This is a genomic window from Paenibacillus sp. 1781tsa1, from assembly GCF_024159265.1.
In the GTDB taxonomy this organism is placed as follows: Bacteria; Bacillota; Bacilli; order Paenibacillales; family Paenibacillaceae; genus Paenibacillus.
Genome location: NZ_JAMYWY010000001.1, coordinates 1,483,446 through 1,498,995, shown reverse-complemented (window position 1 = coordinate 1,498,995; position 15,550 = coordinate 1,483,446). Strand labels below are relative to the sequence as shown.

At 46.0% G+C, this 15,550-nt stretch carries 16 protein-coding genes; all 16 read right to left on the bottom strand.

Going from position 1 to position 15,550, the window contains the following annotated elements; genetic code table 11:
* Positions 1-13: 13 nt before the first annotated feature.
* The 16 genes from NKT06_RS06545 to NKT06_RS06470 all read right to left on the bottom strand — a co-directional run bounded on the left by NKT06_RS06545 (position 14) and on the right by NKT06_RS06470 (position 15,537).
* Entirely contained in the window at positions 14-1,345 is a 1,332-nt protein-coding gene (locus NKT06_RS06545; protein WP_253431577.1) for a UDP-glucose dehydrogenase family protein, read from the bottom strand.
* 32 nt (positions 1,346-1,377) lie between these two features.
* Positions 1,378-2,760, bottom strand: a complete 1,383-nt coding sequence (locus NKT06_RS06540; RefSeq protein ID WP_253431574.1) for a sugar phosphate nucleotidyltransferase — start codon at positions 2,758-2,760, stop codon at positions 1,378-1,380.
* On the bottom strand, positions 2,757-3,785 hold the full coding sequence (locus tag NKT06_RS06535; RefSeq protein WP_253431571.1) for a polysaccharide pyruvyl transferase family protein: 1,029 nt from the start codon (positions 3,783-3,785) through the stop codon (positions 2,757-2,759). Before NKT06_RS06535 ends, NKT06_RS06540 begins: the two co-directional genes overlap by 4 nt.
* Positions 3,772-5,148, bottom strand: a complete 1,377-nt coding sequence (locus NKT06_RS06530; RefSeq protein WP_253431567.1) for a lipopolysaccharide biosynthesis protein — start codon at positions 5,146-5,148, stop codon at positions 3,772-3,774. The genes NKT06_RS06535 and NKT06_RS06530 overlap by 14 nt, the downstream gene beginning before the upstream one ends.
* A gap of 8 nt (positions 5,149-5,156) precedes the next feature.
* The gene (locus NKT06_RS06525; protein WP_253431564.1) at positions 5,157-6,062 is read right to left on the bottom strand and encodes a glycosyltransferase; all 906 of its coding nucleotides are present in this window, start codon (positions 6,060-6,062) and stop codon (positions 5,157-5,159) included.
* A 43-nt stretch (positions 6,063-6,105) separates the two neighbouring features.
* Positions 6,106-7,128: a glycosyltransferase gene (locus NKT06_RS06520; RefSeq protein WP_253431561.1), complete on the bottom strand. Its 1,023-nt coding sequence runs from the start codon at positions 7,126-7,128 to the stop codon at positions 6,106-6,108.
* A gap of 11 nt (positions 7,129-7,139) precedes the next feature.
* On the bottom strand, positions 7,140-8,084 hold the full coding sequence (locus NKT06_RS06515; protein ID WP_253431559.1) for a glycosyltransferase family 2 protein: 945 nt from the start codon (positions 8,082-8,084) through the stop codon (positions 7,140-7,142).
* 21 nt (positions 8,085-8,105) lie between these two features.
* Positions 8,106-9,173 (bottom strand): glycosyltransferase family 4 protein, encoded by a 1,068-nt coding sequence (locus NKT06_RS06510; protein WP_253431557.1) that lies wholly within the window; start codon positions 9,171-9,173, stop codon positions 8,106-8,108.
* Between the two features lie 37 nt (positions 9,174-9,210).
* A complete protein-coding gene (gene pssE / locus NKT06_RS06505) occupies positions 9,211-9,690 on the bottom strand; it encodes a PssE/Cps14G family polysaccharide biosynthesis glycosyltransferase (protein WP_253431555.1) in 480 nt (159 codons plus the stop codon).
* Positions 9,687-10,145, bottom strand: coding sequence for a PssD/Cps14F family polysaccharide biosynthesis glycosyltransferase (pssD, locus tag NKT06_RS06500; protein ID WP_253431552.1), 459 nt, complete (start codon positions 10,143-10,145; stop codon positions 9,687-9,689). Before pssD ends, pssE begins: the two co-directional genes overlap by 4 nt.
* A complete protein-coding gene (locus tag NKT06_RS06495; RefSeq protein WP_253431550.1) occupies positions 10,142-11,518 on the bottom strand; it encodes an O-antigen ligase family protein in 1,377 nt (458 codons plus the stop codon). Before NKT06_RS06495 ends, pssD begins: the two co-directional genes overlap by 4 nt.
* Positions 11,519-11,552: 34 nt before the next feature.
* Entirely contained in the window at positions 11,553-12,251 is a 699-nt protein-coding gene (locus tag NKT06_RS06490) for a sugar transferase (protein ID WP_413405052.1), read from the bottom strand.
* Complete coding sequence (gene galU / locus NKT06_RS06485) at positions 12,248-13,150, bottom strand: UTP--glucose-1-phosphate uridylyltransferase GalU (protein WP_253431548.1); 903 nt, start codon at positions 13,148-13,150, stop codon at positions 12,248-12,250. Before galU ends, NKT06_RS06490 begins: the two co-directional genes overlap by 4 nt.
* A gap of 182 nt (positions 13,151-13,332) precedes the next feature.
* Complete coding sequence (locus NKT06_RS06480) at positions 13,333-14,010, bottom strand: CpsD/CapB family tyrosine-protein kinase (RefSeq protein ID WP_253431545.1); 678 nt, start codon at positions 14,008-14,010, stop codon at positions 13,333-13,335.
* Positions 13,991-14,746, bottom strand: a complete 756-nt coding sequence (locus NKT06_RS06475; RefSeq protein WP_253431542.1) for a YveK family protein — start codon at positions 14,744-14,746, stop codon at positions 13,991-13,993. Before NKT06_RS06475 ends, NKT06_RS06480 begins: the two co-directional genes overlap by 20 nt.
* Positions 14,747-14,778: 32 nt before the next feature.
* Positions 14,779-15,537 (bottom strand): tyrosine-protein phosphatase, encoded by a 759-nt coding sequence (locus NKT06_RS06470; protein ID WP_253431538.1) that lies wholly within the window; start codon positions 15,535-15,537, stop codon positions 14,779-14,781.
* Positions 15,538-15,550: the final 13 nt, after the last annotated feature.

Below are 15,550 nucleotides of genomic sequence, written 5' to 3'. Positions count from 1 at the left end.
GTTATGGCCTCCGTCAGATGACTGCCGTTTTTCTTCCATCGATATTGGTTAGACCTGGACGACCGACGGAGTAGTATTGAAAGGATGTGCCTTGAATCTGTTCTTCTCCGTAGATATTTCTTCCATCAATCAGAATGGGCTGATTCATATGCGCTGCCAAATCGGTCAGATTAACCTCCACGAACTCTTTCCATTCGGTCAGAACACAGAGTGCATCAGCGCCTTCCGCCGCGTTCATGGCACGATCCTCCCACGTAATGGATGGGGAATCCACCTCTTTGCGGAAGTTCTCGGTAGCGATGGGGTCATACGCCCGAATCACTGCTCCTTGCTCAAGCAAACGCTGAATGATCTCAATCGCCGGAGCATCACGAACATCATCGGTATCCGGCTTGAAGGCGAGCCCCCAGATCGCGATCTCCTTCCCTTCGAGTGAGCCCAACGCGTCTTCCAGTTTGCGAATGACGTTGAAGCGTTGATCCTTGTTCACTTCCACCACGGACTTCAGCAGTTTGAAGTCATAATCTACATTACCTGCAATTTGAATCAGAGCTTGTGTATCCTTAGGGAAACAGGAACCTCCGTAACCAATGCCTGCCTTGAGAAAGGAAGCACCGATTCGTCTGTCATAGCCCATGCCTTCGGCAACCCGGGTAACATCGGCTCCTACTTTTTCGCAAATGTTAGAGATTTCGTTGATAAAAGAGATCTTGGTTGCCAGAAAAGCGTTGGATGCATATTTAATCATTTCGGCTGAGCGAATATCCGTAACAATAATCTGATCGGTTAATGGCTGATGCAGCTCTTTCAACGTGGCAACAGCCCGATCACTATGTGTGCCAATGACTATCCGGTCAGGATACAGTGTGTCCTGCACAGCGGTACCTTCCCGTAGGAACTCTGGTACCGATGCCATGTCAAATGGATGATTCGTCAAACTGCTGATCCATTCCTGAATACGATCGTTAGTTCCGACAGGAACAGTGCTTTTAGTCATTATTATTTTATAATTATCCATATGAGAACCAATTTCTCGTGCAACAAGCTCAATATAACTCAGATTCGCTTCGCCATTAGGCAGGGATGGTGTTCCTACAGCGATGATAATAATATCCGAACGACTGATGGCATCCTGAATGTTCGTCGTGAAGGACAGCCTTCCCGCTTTCATATTGGCATTCATAATGTCCTTGAGACCCGGTTCATAGATCGGGACGTGACCATCCGTCAACAAATTTACTTTTTCCACATTATTGTCGACACAGATCACGCTATTTCCCAGTTCCGAAAAACATACGCCCGATACCAAACCCACATACCCTGTGCCAATCACCGTTATATTCATTCCATAATCTCCCCCATGTCCTAATGTGTTGGTTACGCGTGCTTCACATATGTCTGAACAATGTCCTGCCATTCGGTAGACACTCTAACGATATCTTCCTCGATCAGCTGGCTGCCGATCTGCACTTCGATGATCTCCAGTTCCGTAACGGCTCTGACGGAATGAAGCATACTCCGGTCAATGACCACCGTATCTCCCTGCCCGATCATTCGGCTCTGACCATCCAGAATCAATTCCCCTGTTCCCGATACAACCGTCCACACCTCATTGCGGAGCAAATGGTATTGATAACTCAGGTTTTTCCCGGCACTGATGCAGATTCGTTTGGTGAGAACCTCACCGCCAGCTTCATTTCTTGTATAATCCAGAACCCGGTAGCAACCCCACCTACGCTCCTCATACATGGGGCGTTGATCCTCGTTCTTCAAGATTTCCTTGATGCGTGGACTCGCCTCTTTGTCACTGACCAGAATGCCATCCGGACTTACGGCCACCACCACATCCGACAAGCCCAATATAGCAACCGGAATGTTCAGTTCATTGACCAGGTGTGTGTTCAGGGAATCTCCTGTAATCCACCCTTTTCCTACCACCGAAGTTCCCATTTCTTCCGTGAGTGTGTTCCATGTGCCTAAATCTTTCCAAAATCCGTTATAAGGAATGGCGATAATCTGATTCGCCTTCTCGACAACCTGGTAATCAAAGCTGATCTTGTTCAATCTTCCGTATTGCTTCAGCATCTCGTCATACTGGATCGGTAGTTCCATCTCAATCAGCAGATTGATCAAATAACCCAGCTTAAAAGCAAAAACCCCGCAATTCCATAATGCGGCCTGCTCCATCATAAGGACCGCATCGGATTCGCAGGGTTTCTCCTGGAACTTCGCTACATTCACGTATTCATTGTTATTTTCACTGGAAGATAGGGATTGCGGAATGATGTATCCGTACTTCTCTGACGGATAGGTCGGCACAACTCCCATTAAGGCCAGATCGGCACCTGACTTATCGAGCATCTCCGGCAAGGTTGCCAGCACTTCGAAGAATTCTTTTTCAACAAAAGGATCTACCGGCAATACTGCAATCGTCTCATTCAAACTCACACTCTCTACGGAATACAGATAGGAGGCCGCCAGCGCAATAGCAGGAAACGTATCTCTGCGTTCGGGCTCCACGACCAGTCTCACATCATCTCCCAACTGAGAAGTCAGAATCTCTACCTGCGGCAAACTGGTTGCGATCAGGGCCTGTGATGCAAGTCCGGCATGATTCAGCTGTCGCCATACCCGCTGTACCATGGATTCCGGACTCCCCTCCGGCCCATGGAGCACTTTAAGAAACTGCTTGGATCTGGAATCATTGGATAACGGCCAGAGACGTTTGCCAGAACCACCGGATAACAGAATACTTCTCATAGGGCTGCACCATCCGACAGTACAACCGAACTTGCTCCCTTGCCGGTCTCGGTTTGCTTGGTATATGTGCTGGTCTGATTGGATTCGAGTCTGCCTGCTGGGTTACTCTTGGTCCAGGCTGCATAATAATTCGAGTTCTTGCCATATGAATTATCCAGCAGGATGTTCGGTTGATCCAGGAGACAGGCCAGAATATGTCCATGCAGACGGGATGTCGTAATGGTTTGGTATTTATTGAATTCCTTAATGGCCGTATGTACCATCCGATCAGAGTATTTGTACCACAACCAGCGGGCGAAAGAGCTACCTTTCCCTGACTTCAACCGGGATGTAATCATGCGAATGATCTTCCGGTCAACCCGGTTGTACAATGTCTCCCAGTCTTTAAACGTGGCCTTAGGTCCACTGACGGATTCGTAATGCACCTGATTCTGAGTTTTCTCAATGTCTTTACGGAAGAAATACAACATCTCTGCAGTGGGCTTGCTCTTGGACTTCAAAGGCCACAATTGATGTGCCATATCCGGAGACAGATAGACATTTGTTTGTTGAAATTCTTTACTGGCTATCTCATAAGATAAGGTATCCCGGACAAAAAAGTGCACATCCTTATGACGATTGAATACTTGGGCTGTCTTTTTCAATTCAATATCACTTTTGTAAAACATCGTCTGAGGCAGAATGACGATCCGATGATTCGGATGCTGGGCAATCATTCGTTCTCTCAATTTCTGATGCGCAGGGTACAGATCACCAAAGTTACCTCCCCCATGCAACACAATCGTGATACCTTCCGGTACCTTGAGAGACAAAGGGCAATCCAGAATGCTGTATCTGGCACGTACATGAATATCATTGTCCCGGAAGAAAGCCTCAGTACCTTTCATAATCAACAAGTCGCCACCATTGCTATGCACCGGGTAATCCAAATAATAGATTTCGGTACGCGGTGGAATGACCTTCAAAATCTGACGTAACTGTCCCTTCAACTCTTCCATTGGATGAATATTGTTAGTGCCCAGCATCTCCATCTCCTCCTTGGGTGACTCTTCTTCTTTTTTTGTTTAACCGTTCATAGAGAAACGGTAGATCTTCCTTGTCATAGAACATGCCCGCAAACTTCACCTTAAAAACAATCTTCATCGCGGCCACAGTAACTACCATTCGTACAATGGAGCCGATCAATAAAGCAATCGCAATTCCGTTGAGCCCCCATAGCGGAGTGAACACGAAGAACAAGGCCACCGTCACCGAGAGTGCAATGAGCTGTCTGATCATCACAAGCCCTGGTCGACCAAGTGCATTAAATGCGGATGCCAGAATCCATGAACCACCACCAATGATGCATTCCACAGCCAAAATATAAAATGCGACGCTCGCTTCCAGGAATTCGGAGCCAAACAGAAGACCCATCAGGTAGTTCCCCACAAACATGGTAGGGATTACAATGATCATCATGACTATGAGCGAGATGCGGAAGGCCCTGCCAACCGTGCGAATAATCTGCTCTTGAGGCAATCCGGTCACTTTCGGAAAAACAACATTGCTAATCGCCGTCTGAACGGCATTATAGATTCGGGATAAGGCAAATACGACAGAATACAGCCCAAAATCACGCGGGGTGAGCAAAGCCAAAATAATGATTTTATCGAACTGGGTATACAGCGTTCCTAACAATTCAACGCCATACACCTTGCTGCCATAACCAAAAAGCTTCTTGGCTGAACTCCGGTCCACCCGATCCTTGAACCATCTCAGTCTCAATTCATTACGGTTGGCATAGATGGCCCACGTCACCACGGAGAAGCTGGTTACAAAATAGATGGCAGCCGCGAGCTGAATGCTCAGCATGCCCAGGCCCCATAACACAAAAAGCCCACCTACATTAAACAGGGGGATCATTAACCGGATGCCATTATATACAGCAAATTTCTCCCGACTCTGCGAGAGGGCTGATATGAGATTGATGACAATAAGTACAGGAACCGTAGCAATCGTATACCATCTGGATATCTGCACAACCTCCGGCGGAAAGCTGGAGAGCCAGAAAGGTAATCCAAACCAGGCCACAATACCAATGATGATGCACACTGGAACTTGAAAAAGAAAGCTTAATCGAACATACTGCGCACTCTTCTCGGTTGCGCTCTGTTTGATGTTATAAATGATAGAAGTGGGTAGTCCAAATCCGACCAATCCGGTTAAGAGCGCAGGCCAGAACAGAATGGCCGAGAATGCTCCCTTTCCTTCTACGCCGAACATGCGTGACGTCAAAATGGAAGACAGCATCGTCAGTGTCATGACCAGCAGGTTGGTTCCGCTTGTCTGAAATATGGCACTCATTAAGCCGTTTCCTCTGAATACTTTGCGAAGTGCAACTTGCGCCATAGCGATCCTCATCCCTTACTGTTTTGACGAAGCGACCCAACAATCATGCCGTTTCGGTAACATACTTTGGCAAGCTGACGTGTGAACCGATCTGCATTATAAATGTAGATCAGAGAGGTTGTGATCCCCTGTGCAAGCTTGATGCCATGTTTGGCCGTACGCACAACACCACGATCTTGATCACGAATGGCATCACTCACACCCTGCCAATAGATTCGGCGCAGAAACCAGTTCTTTGTCGTTCGCTCTTTGGCTACTTTATGTTGTACCGCGCCGTACGGCGTGTAATATACCTTGAACTTTGTCCGTATTCTTGCAATCAACTCACTCTCTTCACTGGAGAGGAGATTGTTCCCCACTCTTCCAAGGTCTTCACGGAAGGGAGCCAGTTGATCAAAGACGGATAAACGAAAAGCCACATTCGCACCAAATGGAATATAGGGGCTTTTCATTTCAGTGACTTCATCTGCAAAATCCAGAATGGTGAACAGTGACCTGTTTTCAGGTGGAATCCACATCGGTTCTGGCACTTCCCAGATCGGATCAATCTTGCCACCGACACACCCGATAGTTTCACTCATCTCAAACACACTAACGATCTGGCGAATCCAATCCCTGCAAGCATAGGCATCATCGTCAAGAAACAGGATATACTCGCCGCGCGCCTCGTGAATGGCCCGGTTACGGGCTACAGACAAACCTTGCTTTTCTTCCAACACATACCGGATCGAATGGTTCTCATGCTGCAAGATTGTTTGAAGCACGATTTCCCGTGTGTTGTCTTTCGAATTATTATCAATGAGTATGATCTCATAGTCGCTGCTTGCGTAATTCTGTTGTATTGCACTTCGTATAGCCTCTACCGCATCATGTGCACGGTTATACGTACAGATCGCGACGGTTACCTTCATCATTTCATCCCCATATTTTTCAATTAGGTCCACCCTTTCATCTGTACTAACTGGAGTACAGGGTAAGTGTCCTTTGGGCAATCACTGGCCAATCCAGCCGCTCTAACGCTTTGACAAAACCACTGCCTTCCTGAAACTCCGATTGTTTTAAACGGATCATATTCATCGCTTTAAGCAATCCATCCGGATCGGAAGGTTCATAGAGTACCGCACAATCGTCGGGCAGGTATTCTTCCAATAAGCCAATCCGTGGTGCCACGACCGGTTTACAGAAGGTCAATGCCAGAATCGCACTACCCGAAGTTGCAATTTGCTTGTATGGTAGAATGATGGAATCGACCGCATCAAAATAGTCCGAATATTCATCATCTTCAATAAAATGAAAATGGGTATGAATATGTCCGCTCTCGAGAAATTCTTCACCGAGATCGTAGTCCTTCACTTTTTTACCGGCAATCAACAAATGGGCCTGATCCGAATCCAGCTCCTTGAATGCCTCCAACAAATCATCCACGCCCTTGTACGGTGACACCTGACCAAAGAACGCATACACATAACTATCCTCCGGTATGCCAAACCGGGAGCGGATATTCACACCTTTTCCTTGATACACTCCCTTGTAATGTCCATGCGGAATAACCTCGATCCGGCTGGAATCAATCCCGAACGTTGAACAGATCTCAGAGATCAGGGGTTTGCCCATGACAATCAGCTTGGAGCAGTTTCGGACCAGTATTTTTCTCATCCAATAATCGAAGCGCGTCTTACCACTGTTGTGAGGCCAGATGTTGTGCACCGTCCAGAACAATTTGGCCCCACGCAAACGTGCAAAACAAATCATCAATACATATAGAATGGATTTGATCACGGTTGACAGCATGGATGAACCTCTGTAATAGAAGCTGGGCCAATGAAAATGCAGCACATCATTTTTTCTCAGTTTGATTAGATCTTTTTTGGTAAACTGTTTTACTTCCCATCCCTTGTTCTCAATGGAATCGGATAACAGCTCATTGAATTTATTGTTCTCAATCATCTTAGGCAGCATATACACCGTCGGATTTTCCATCCAGGCACCTCTTACTTTAGTTTCATTCGCACAGGTTCCTCTGTATACGTTCCAACTGCGCGCCTTGCATGAAATCTCATCAGAAATCCTTGCATCATAATTTTGGTATTACGCTTGAGCAGCACCCAATCTTTCCACCAGGGATACAGCGACAGTGCTTTTTTCAAATAAACGTTATTGCGAAGCGTATTTCTCGACCATTCGAGCATTCGATAATGATGTAATTGGCGGCGCTTCTGTTCCTTGGACATATCGTTGTAGTATTTCAAAATAATCTTGCGTTGGCCTTTGTACTTGGCCGTTGTGGAGGTTGAAATGCGCGGCCCGCTGTGGATATTGATATCCACGAGCGGTTCTTTCACGTTCACGGCGATGTAGCCACGTTTCAATATGCGCAGATAAAAATCATAGTCCTGAGCGGATGTCAGATTTTCATCAAATCGAACTTCACGGGCAAGCGAGGTAAGTACCATGATTTTGGACGTTTCCCCAATCCAGTTGAATGTAAGCAGATCCTCATACCGAATAACATCGCGAGGTTCCACCGACAATTTCCGTTTGACCACCTGATGCTGCTCATTCGTGTATGCGAGATACTTGCTGCAAAAGGTGAATGATTCCTGTGTACGCTCCAGCACTTCCGCCTGGGTTTTAATTTTGTCAGCCATCCATTCATCGTCATCATCCAAGAATGCAATGTACTTGCCATTGGCATGGGATATCCCCACATTCCGTGCATGATTGGCTCCTTTGGGATACGGAACCCGAATGTACCGAATCCGCGAATCTTCCCGTGTCCAGGCCTGACAAATTTCCGGCGTCTGATCTTCTGAACCATCATCCACAATGAAAATCTCCAGGTACGGATGTGTTTGCTCCCGTACACTTCTTAACGCATTTTTCAATAACTCGGCCCGGTTATGGGTCGTAATGATGCAAGATACCAAGGGGTTCATTTCATCACCTTTTCCTGTTCACTAGGATACCTTCACTTGAAGTGCATCATATATTCCTGACAATCTGCCTACGAGAAGATTCATATCAAATCTATCCGATATAATCGCTCTGTTATATGAACCCATTCTTGCTCTAATCTCTTCATCTGTAATGAGATATTCCAGTGCTGATGTTAGCCCGTGCACATCTCCCGGCTCGATTAACAGCCCATTATGACCGGATGTAATCACTTCGGGGATGCCTCCGACGTTGGTCGATATAATGGGCAAGCCACAATTCATTGCTTCAAGTATGGCCATAGGTAATCCCTCATGATAAGAAGGCAGGACCAGCAGATCCGCTTCCCGCATCAGCTTTTCCTTTTGCTCTCCGTTAATCCAGCCGAGTACGTTGACACGCTCCTCTATTCCATACTGCTGTACAAGCGCTTTGACTTCTTCGACTTCGCCATCCCCCGCCAGATTGAAGGTAGCTGTAACGCCCAACGCCTTTAATTGCTGAATAGACTGAAGCAGATCATAGACGCCTTTTCGCTCACCCAGTCTTCCCATGAAGAGAGCATTAACTGCCGCCTTCTGCTCTTTCGCAAAGGGCTCTTTCACAAAGACTCCGTTATAGAGCACCTCAATAGCTGTCTCCGGCACAATCGTGACAAAGTATTCTTTCCACGTCTGGGATAAGACAATCAATTTATCGGCCTGATTCAAAATGTAGTGACAATACTTGCGTTGCAGGGCGAATCGATTGTAGAAATCATCAAAGCTGGCCGCATGAATATGCAGAATGACTGACTTTCGAAACAACTTTCTTGCGGTTAGCAGGAATAGTGACTTCCGATAAAAGCTTCCGTTGTTCGCCATATGAATATGAACAATATCCGGCTTGAACGTGTACAGCTTCATCCAGAATTGAATGAATCCCCGTATAAAAATAAGCAGCCGTGAGAACACGCTGCCCGTGATATACGTTTCGACCCGCTGCATGGCATACATTTCCGAGATCGAGGAATCCTCAATATTTTTGATTACACTCACAATTCCGCCCATATCCTTCAAGGATGATCCAACAACCAATACTTTTGGTTTCATGATAGACTCCTTTTTTCATGGTTAATCTTCAGACTACTTACAGACTATTTACGTAATTTTTAATGGATGAGATCAGATCAGACTGTTTTCTCACATAAGGCTGGAACGTCTGCTCCTCTATGCAAGGAATCAGTTTTTGTAATTCAGCCTGACTCTCTGCAACGGCAACATAGCCGTTCTCCTGAAAAACCTTGGAGATCTCGAGTTGATGATCATCGACATGTTCGCCCCACTCTTTCCGGCGCGGAATGACGATAACCGGCTTGCCGTGTTCGAGACAATTCGTGATGGAGCCAACGCCCGCATGGGTGATAATACATCTGCTGCGCTGCACATATCCGTTCATCTCTTCCTGCGTCAGGAAAGGAATTGCAGTGAAGTTTCGCGGCTGATACTCCGTATATCCGGATTGGGCGACAACTTCTTCTTCAATAATGCCCGCCTCAATCGCCTCATCAATAAGCTCGAACATGCGATTGAAGGGAAAGCGCTGGGTTCCAACAATAGCAAATATCAAAATAAAGCCCCCCTGTATTTCGCATTGGGATAGCTATCCTGCAACGTTTCCCACTGGATAAAGAACTCATCCGAGATTTTGTACATCAATCTCCCGGTTGCGCTGGAGGAATAGATTTTGGCATAACTTTCGATATAAATCAGCTTGGCACCGAAGATTTTACCGATGAGGCAAAAAGGATATGTGGCCCCTGCCCCTGTCGTAATGATGACCTTTGGACGCTCGCGCAGATATAAAAAGAATGATTTGAATATGTTAGCCATAAAAATCAGGAAAAACATCGCATTCTTACGCTCTTGCTGCATTAAGAAATATACTTTGCCCTGAGACGATTCTACTTTTCTGCTTTTGTTCTTCTCGGTAATCAGGAAATAATCATGTTCTTCAACCGCAGGAATAATTTTGGTTAATTCATCAAAATGACCACCTGTAGAACTGATTAAACAGACCTTCATGTTCTAATCTCCTTTGAAAAGGATACGTCCTTGGCTCGCTGTACCTGTATATCCACTTCTGCTTCAGCCCCTGACTTGGAGTTTACTCCTTTTCCCGTAGCATATAATGCGTTCAGGAAGATACAGAATGGAGCAATCAGATGAACCGTGGACAGGGTATTGTCAAAAAAGGAATAGGTCAGGAAACCGATAATCATACCGGCAAAATACAACCGGATCATGCCGCTCAATCGGAAGTACACGGCCCGGAATACCAGAAGCAGTGATAGAAACAACAGGATGGCTCCAACTAACCCGCCATCGTAATAAAAACGAATGTATTCATTATGCGGAACGACGAAGCCAGAAAAGATACTTCCATCATTAGCGACGAGAGTTGAGCCGAGCCCACGTCCAAATATCGGATACTCATTCGCTTTACCAATAAAATAATTCCAGGCTACATCCCTTCCCGACAAGCCTTTGCTCTCTGACCTCATCTCATAATTGTCCCACTGCGCAATCACCATATAGGCCACGGCCACAACGAATAGAATGAGAGGAATGATGGCACTGACTCTGCCTTTGATGAAGGCTTTCAGTTGATCAAAGAGATAGACCAGAATAATCGGAATAAGCGCAATAAGTGGCCCCCTTGTTCCCGTCTGGACCAGAATGACCAGATGTGTCAAGGTAAGCATGTAATACAGAACAACCTGATGGCCTTGCTTGATCTGAATCAGACAGACGCAGCTCGAGATAAAACACAACATGGCCAGATGCGCAGCGATGTTTGCTCCCTGTAACCGGGTTACGCCTGACATCTCCAGGTTAGTAATGGACAATATGCCGGCGAGTTGCAGAATATAACCACCAGCAAGACTGAACAATGGCAACCATGCGAGTACACGTATAATTCGTTGACTGATCTCTCTTGAAAAATGGGGCATCAGCAACAAAAAAGGAACAATTACTCCTAGAAAAGCCTTGAATGGATCGAGTGGACTAACCTTACTGGGCAGATCCGATAGAAAATAACTCTCCACAAATAAAAACCCAATCGCCAGTGCAGGATATATCAGATCTTTTCGAATACCAAAGCGTAAAAAAAGAGAAATGACAAAACCCAGAATCGCCAGCTTGTAGAAGGACAGCGAATCCAACCCTGCCAGATGAATGCTAAATATCTTATCAATGGACAATGAAAAACTTACAATGAGAATCATAAAAATCCAGCTGGGCTGTTTAATATAAACGCCCAGCAGAATCACAGCTATAAGTGCAACAACCGAAACTAGCGGAAGATAGATTGCTGCGAAGACGATTACCAGCGAAAAAAGAATGATATTAAACGACTTCATATTCAATGCAGCAAGTATACCGGTCTTTTGCATATCTGCTATGCCACCTCAAAGCCAGAATCGTGTTTCAAAACGCATCCTTCGAACCTACCAGCACCTTGAACGTTCTGAAGATAATTTTGATATCCACCATCATGCTGCGTTCACGGGCATACGTCAGATCCAGCTCTACCATTTCTTCAAACCCAACACTATTTCGACCGCTGACTTGCCATAATCCCGTACAACCCGGGATCATCTGCAGGCGTTGTCTGTCATAGGAAGTGTAGTTCTTCACTTCTCTGGGCAGAGCCGGTCTGGGTCCAACGAGACTCATCTCACCTCTGAACACGTTCCACAACTGAGGCAGTTCATCCAGACTGGTTTTCCGAATGAATTTGCCAATGCGGGTAATGCGGGGGTCGTTTTTCATTTTAAACATATTCCCGTTCACTTCATTCTGATCAATCAGTTGTTCCAGTAAATCTTCAGCATTTGCAACCATGGACCTGAATTTGTACATATGAAACTCTTTCCCATTCTGTCCGACCCGTACCTGACGAAAAAAAACAGACCCCTGAGGGGCCTCGATTTTGATCAGTATTCCGATGACCGCAAACAAGGGGCACAAAATGATCAAACCTATGAAAGAACCCAGCAAATCGAGCATTCTTTTCATAAATAGATACACTTTATCCGCATTTTGTCCTGACATCGTTGATGCATTGTACCCCAGACTTGGGTCCATAACAATCTCCGCTTCCTTCGTTTGGGGAGATGGACTCATTCAAACTCCCCCCCGGCTGCATATTCTACCGACTCTTTTTCCAGGATATGTTGCAGTGCTTGCAGCATTGGAATTCTAAGTTCCTGTTTTTGCAGAGCGAAGTCGATGGTTGTCAAAATGAATCCCAGTTTCTCGCCCACGTCATAACGTACTCCCTCGAAATCGTAAGCATACACTCCTTGTGTCTCATTTAAACGCTGAATCGCATCTGTTAATTGAATCTCTCCCCCTTGGCCAATCTCTTGTTGCTCCAGATGTTCGAAAATCTCTGGACTCAGTACGTATCTCCCCATAATCGCCAGGTTGGAAGGCGCTGTGCCTTGGGCAGGTTTCTCTACGAACCTGAGAACCTCTGTCAAACGACCATCCGATTGAAGCGGGTCAACAATACCGTATCTGTCTGTTTGTTCAGCAAGTACGGTTTGTACGCCAACAATGGAATGTTGAACCTGATCATATTGATCAATCAATTGTTTGGTGCATGGCACTTCCGATACGACGATATCATCTCCGAGCAACACGGCAAAAGGTTCGTCACCGATAAAGTTACGTGCACACCAGACAGCATGACCAAGTCCTTTGGCCTCTTTTTGTCTTATGTAGTGGATATCCACGTTAGAGGATTTGCGAACCTCTTCAAGCAGGCCCAGCTTCCCTTTTTCCAGCAAGTTATGTTCCAGTTCAAAAGCGTTGTCGAAATGATCTTCAATCGCGCGCTTCCCTTTACCTGTTACGATGATAATGTCTTCAATACCAGAGGCAATGGCTTCCTCAACGATATACTGTATAGTTGGTTTGTCCACAATAGGGAGCATTTCTTTGGGCATCGCTTTCGTGGCTGGCAAAAAACGTGTACCCAGTCCAGCTGCAGGAATGATTGCTTTTCTCACTTTTTTCATAAATACCACCCTATCCTCTTTTTTTTTAGTTTAAAAGTTGAACCAGGGCATCTAACCCGTCCTCACGTCATACCTTCGACGATTAACGTCTAAGGTTCACTGAACCCACAGCATGACCGAGTGCCTACAGTGATAAAGGTGCAGTAGACATTACCTGTTTACCTGGAACAACGGACAGAACTTTACTTCTCTCCGTAACCCACCGGAACTGCAACGTTTTTGATATTGTTCAGGATTGCGCCCAGGATTCGTGCATTCACATGCTCCAGAGCAGCCTTGGTTTTCTTCACCAATTCCTTCTTGACCTTGCCTGAGTTCACGACCAGCAGAACACCATCACACAGCGAACTCACAATGAGAGCATCCGTTACTGCGAGCACCGGTGGTGTATCAAACATGATGACATCATATTGATCCTCTAACTTCTCCATCAGCTTTTTCATCCGGTTGGAACCGATCATCTCGGACGGATTGGGCGGAATTGGGCCAGAAGTGAACAATTGGAGATTATCGATATAGCTCTCTCTGAGCACTTCTTCCACACTGTACTGATTGGACAGCACACTGCTAAGCCCGATATGATTGGGTACGGAAAACACCTGGTGCAAAGAAGGGTTACGCAGATCCGCATCGATTAGCAGAACTTTTTTGCCTTCCTGGGCATAGGTTACCGCCAAGTTGCTAATGGTTGTGGTCTTGCCTTCGCCGGCTTCGGCCGAAGCCACCATGATCTTTTTGATATGACTGTCGATTGAGGAGAACTGAATATTGGTCCGTAATTTACGGTATCCCTCCGAGATTTGAGATTTGGAGTTAAAATAGGTCACCAGACTGTTATTTTCATTGGTTAGCCGCGACATATTTGCCATCCCCCACTTTCTGTTGAGATACGTAATTTTTCGTATTTTTCAGATCATCTTTTTTCATTTTGGATATCACCGTAAGCACAGGCAGGCCCAGTTCTTTTTCAAGTTCGGTTTCGGATTTGAATGTGTCATCCAGATAATCCATCAGGAATACGAGTGCAATCGCGAGCACAAGTCCTGCGAACAGGCTGACAATGATGCTTAATGTGGTTTTCATATTAATTGGAGATGCGTTACTATCCACTTTGGCTTCACTGAGGATAGCCACATTATCGATTTTCATGATTAGGGGGATTTGAGATTGGAACACGTTGGAGATGGCATTGACCGTTTTTGCGGCTTTTTCGTAGGTAGTCCCTTGTACAGTTATGCTCATCACTTGGGATTCGCTGGCTGTAGAGACGGAGGTGCTATTCATGAGCTGTGCTGAGGTTAATCCCAAGTCCGGATACGTGGCGGCCACTTTATCCATAATGGCGGAAGATTTAATAATTTCTCTGTAGGAGTTAATGAGTTTGATATTCGTTTGAATCATGCTGAAGTCCATCATCGCCTGGCCTTGAACGTTAGAGGTCTGATTCACGATAAGCTTGGAACTTGCCTCATAGATTGGTTGGGTGAAGAAAATACTTTTGACCCCTGCACCCACACCCGCTACCAGAGCTATTGCAACAATCAACCACAGTTTCTTTTGTAAGAGTCGAAAATATCCTTTCAGTTCCACTTTCATTCCTCCTATACGTTGTGATCTATCCTATGTAACTACCAGATGGACAGTAGCCATTTGCGAGGTTTCCAGCGTTCCGTGACCAGACACGAATTCGATAGGATGTGCGACGCATTCTCTGCCAGCCTCTTAACGGCTTCAGCTCCAAAACGACGCTCGATGACCCGCTCCCCTTCACTTATGGCAAATGTCCTTTTGCACGTATCATGTGCATCTGATGAAATGAAATGAAACCCGTTTTCTTTGCAAAAATGAAAACACCACTGCCGAACTTTCCATCCGAAAAGCCCAGTGAAAGATTGAGCCGTAAGCTGACATAGTCCGCCTTGACTCAAGTAATCAGCCAACAACTTTGGCTTCTTCAAAATGATACGATTGCGTTCCGGATGAGCAATAATAGGGGTAATTCCCGCTATTCGTAATTCATGCAGTATCCTGGGGAACTGTGAGGGAATATGACCAAAGGGCAGTTCCAGCAACATGTAACGACTTCCGGCGAGTGTGCAGCACTTTCCTGCATATAAGTCTCCAATCAGGTTGTCATGCACCCTGATCTCCTGTCCGGGACGGATCTCCAGGCGAATGTTACGTTTGCGAAGTTCTGCATGAAGCAGGTCCACGGCCTGATTAACCACCATCGGTTCATTGTTGTATTGCCCGTTCAGGTGATGCGGAGTAGCAATAATGGAGGTGATTCCAGAGGCTGCCGCCTTCTCAGCCATCGCAACGGACTGCTCCATTCGAACAGGACCATCATCCAGACCGGATAATATGTGGCAGTGCATTTCAACCATATCCAAACTTCCT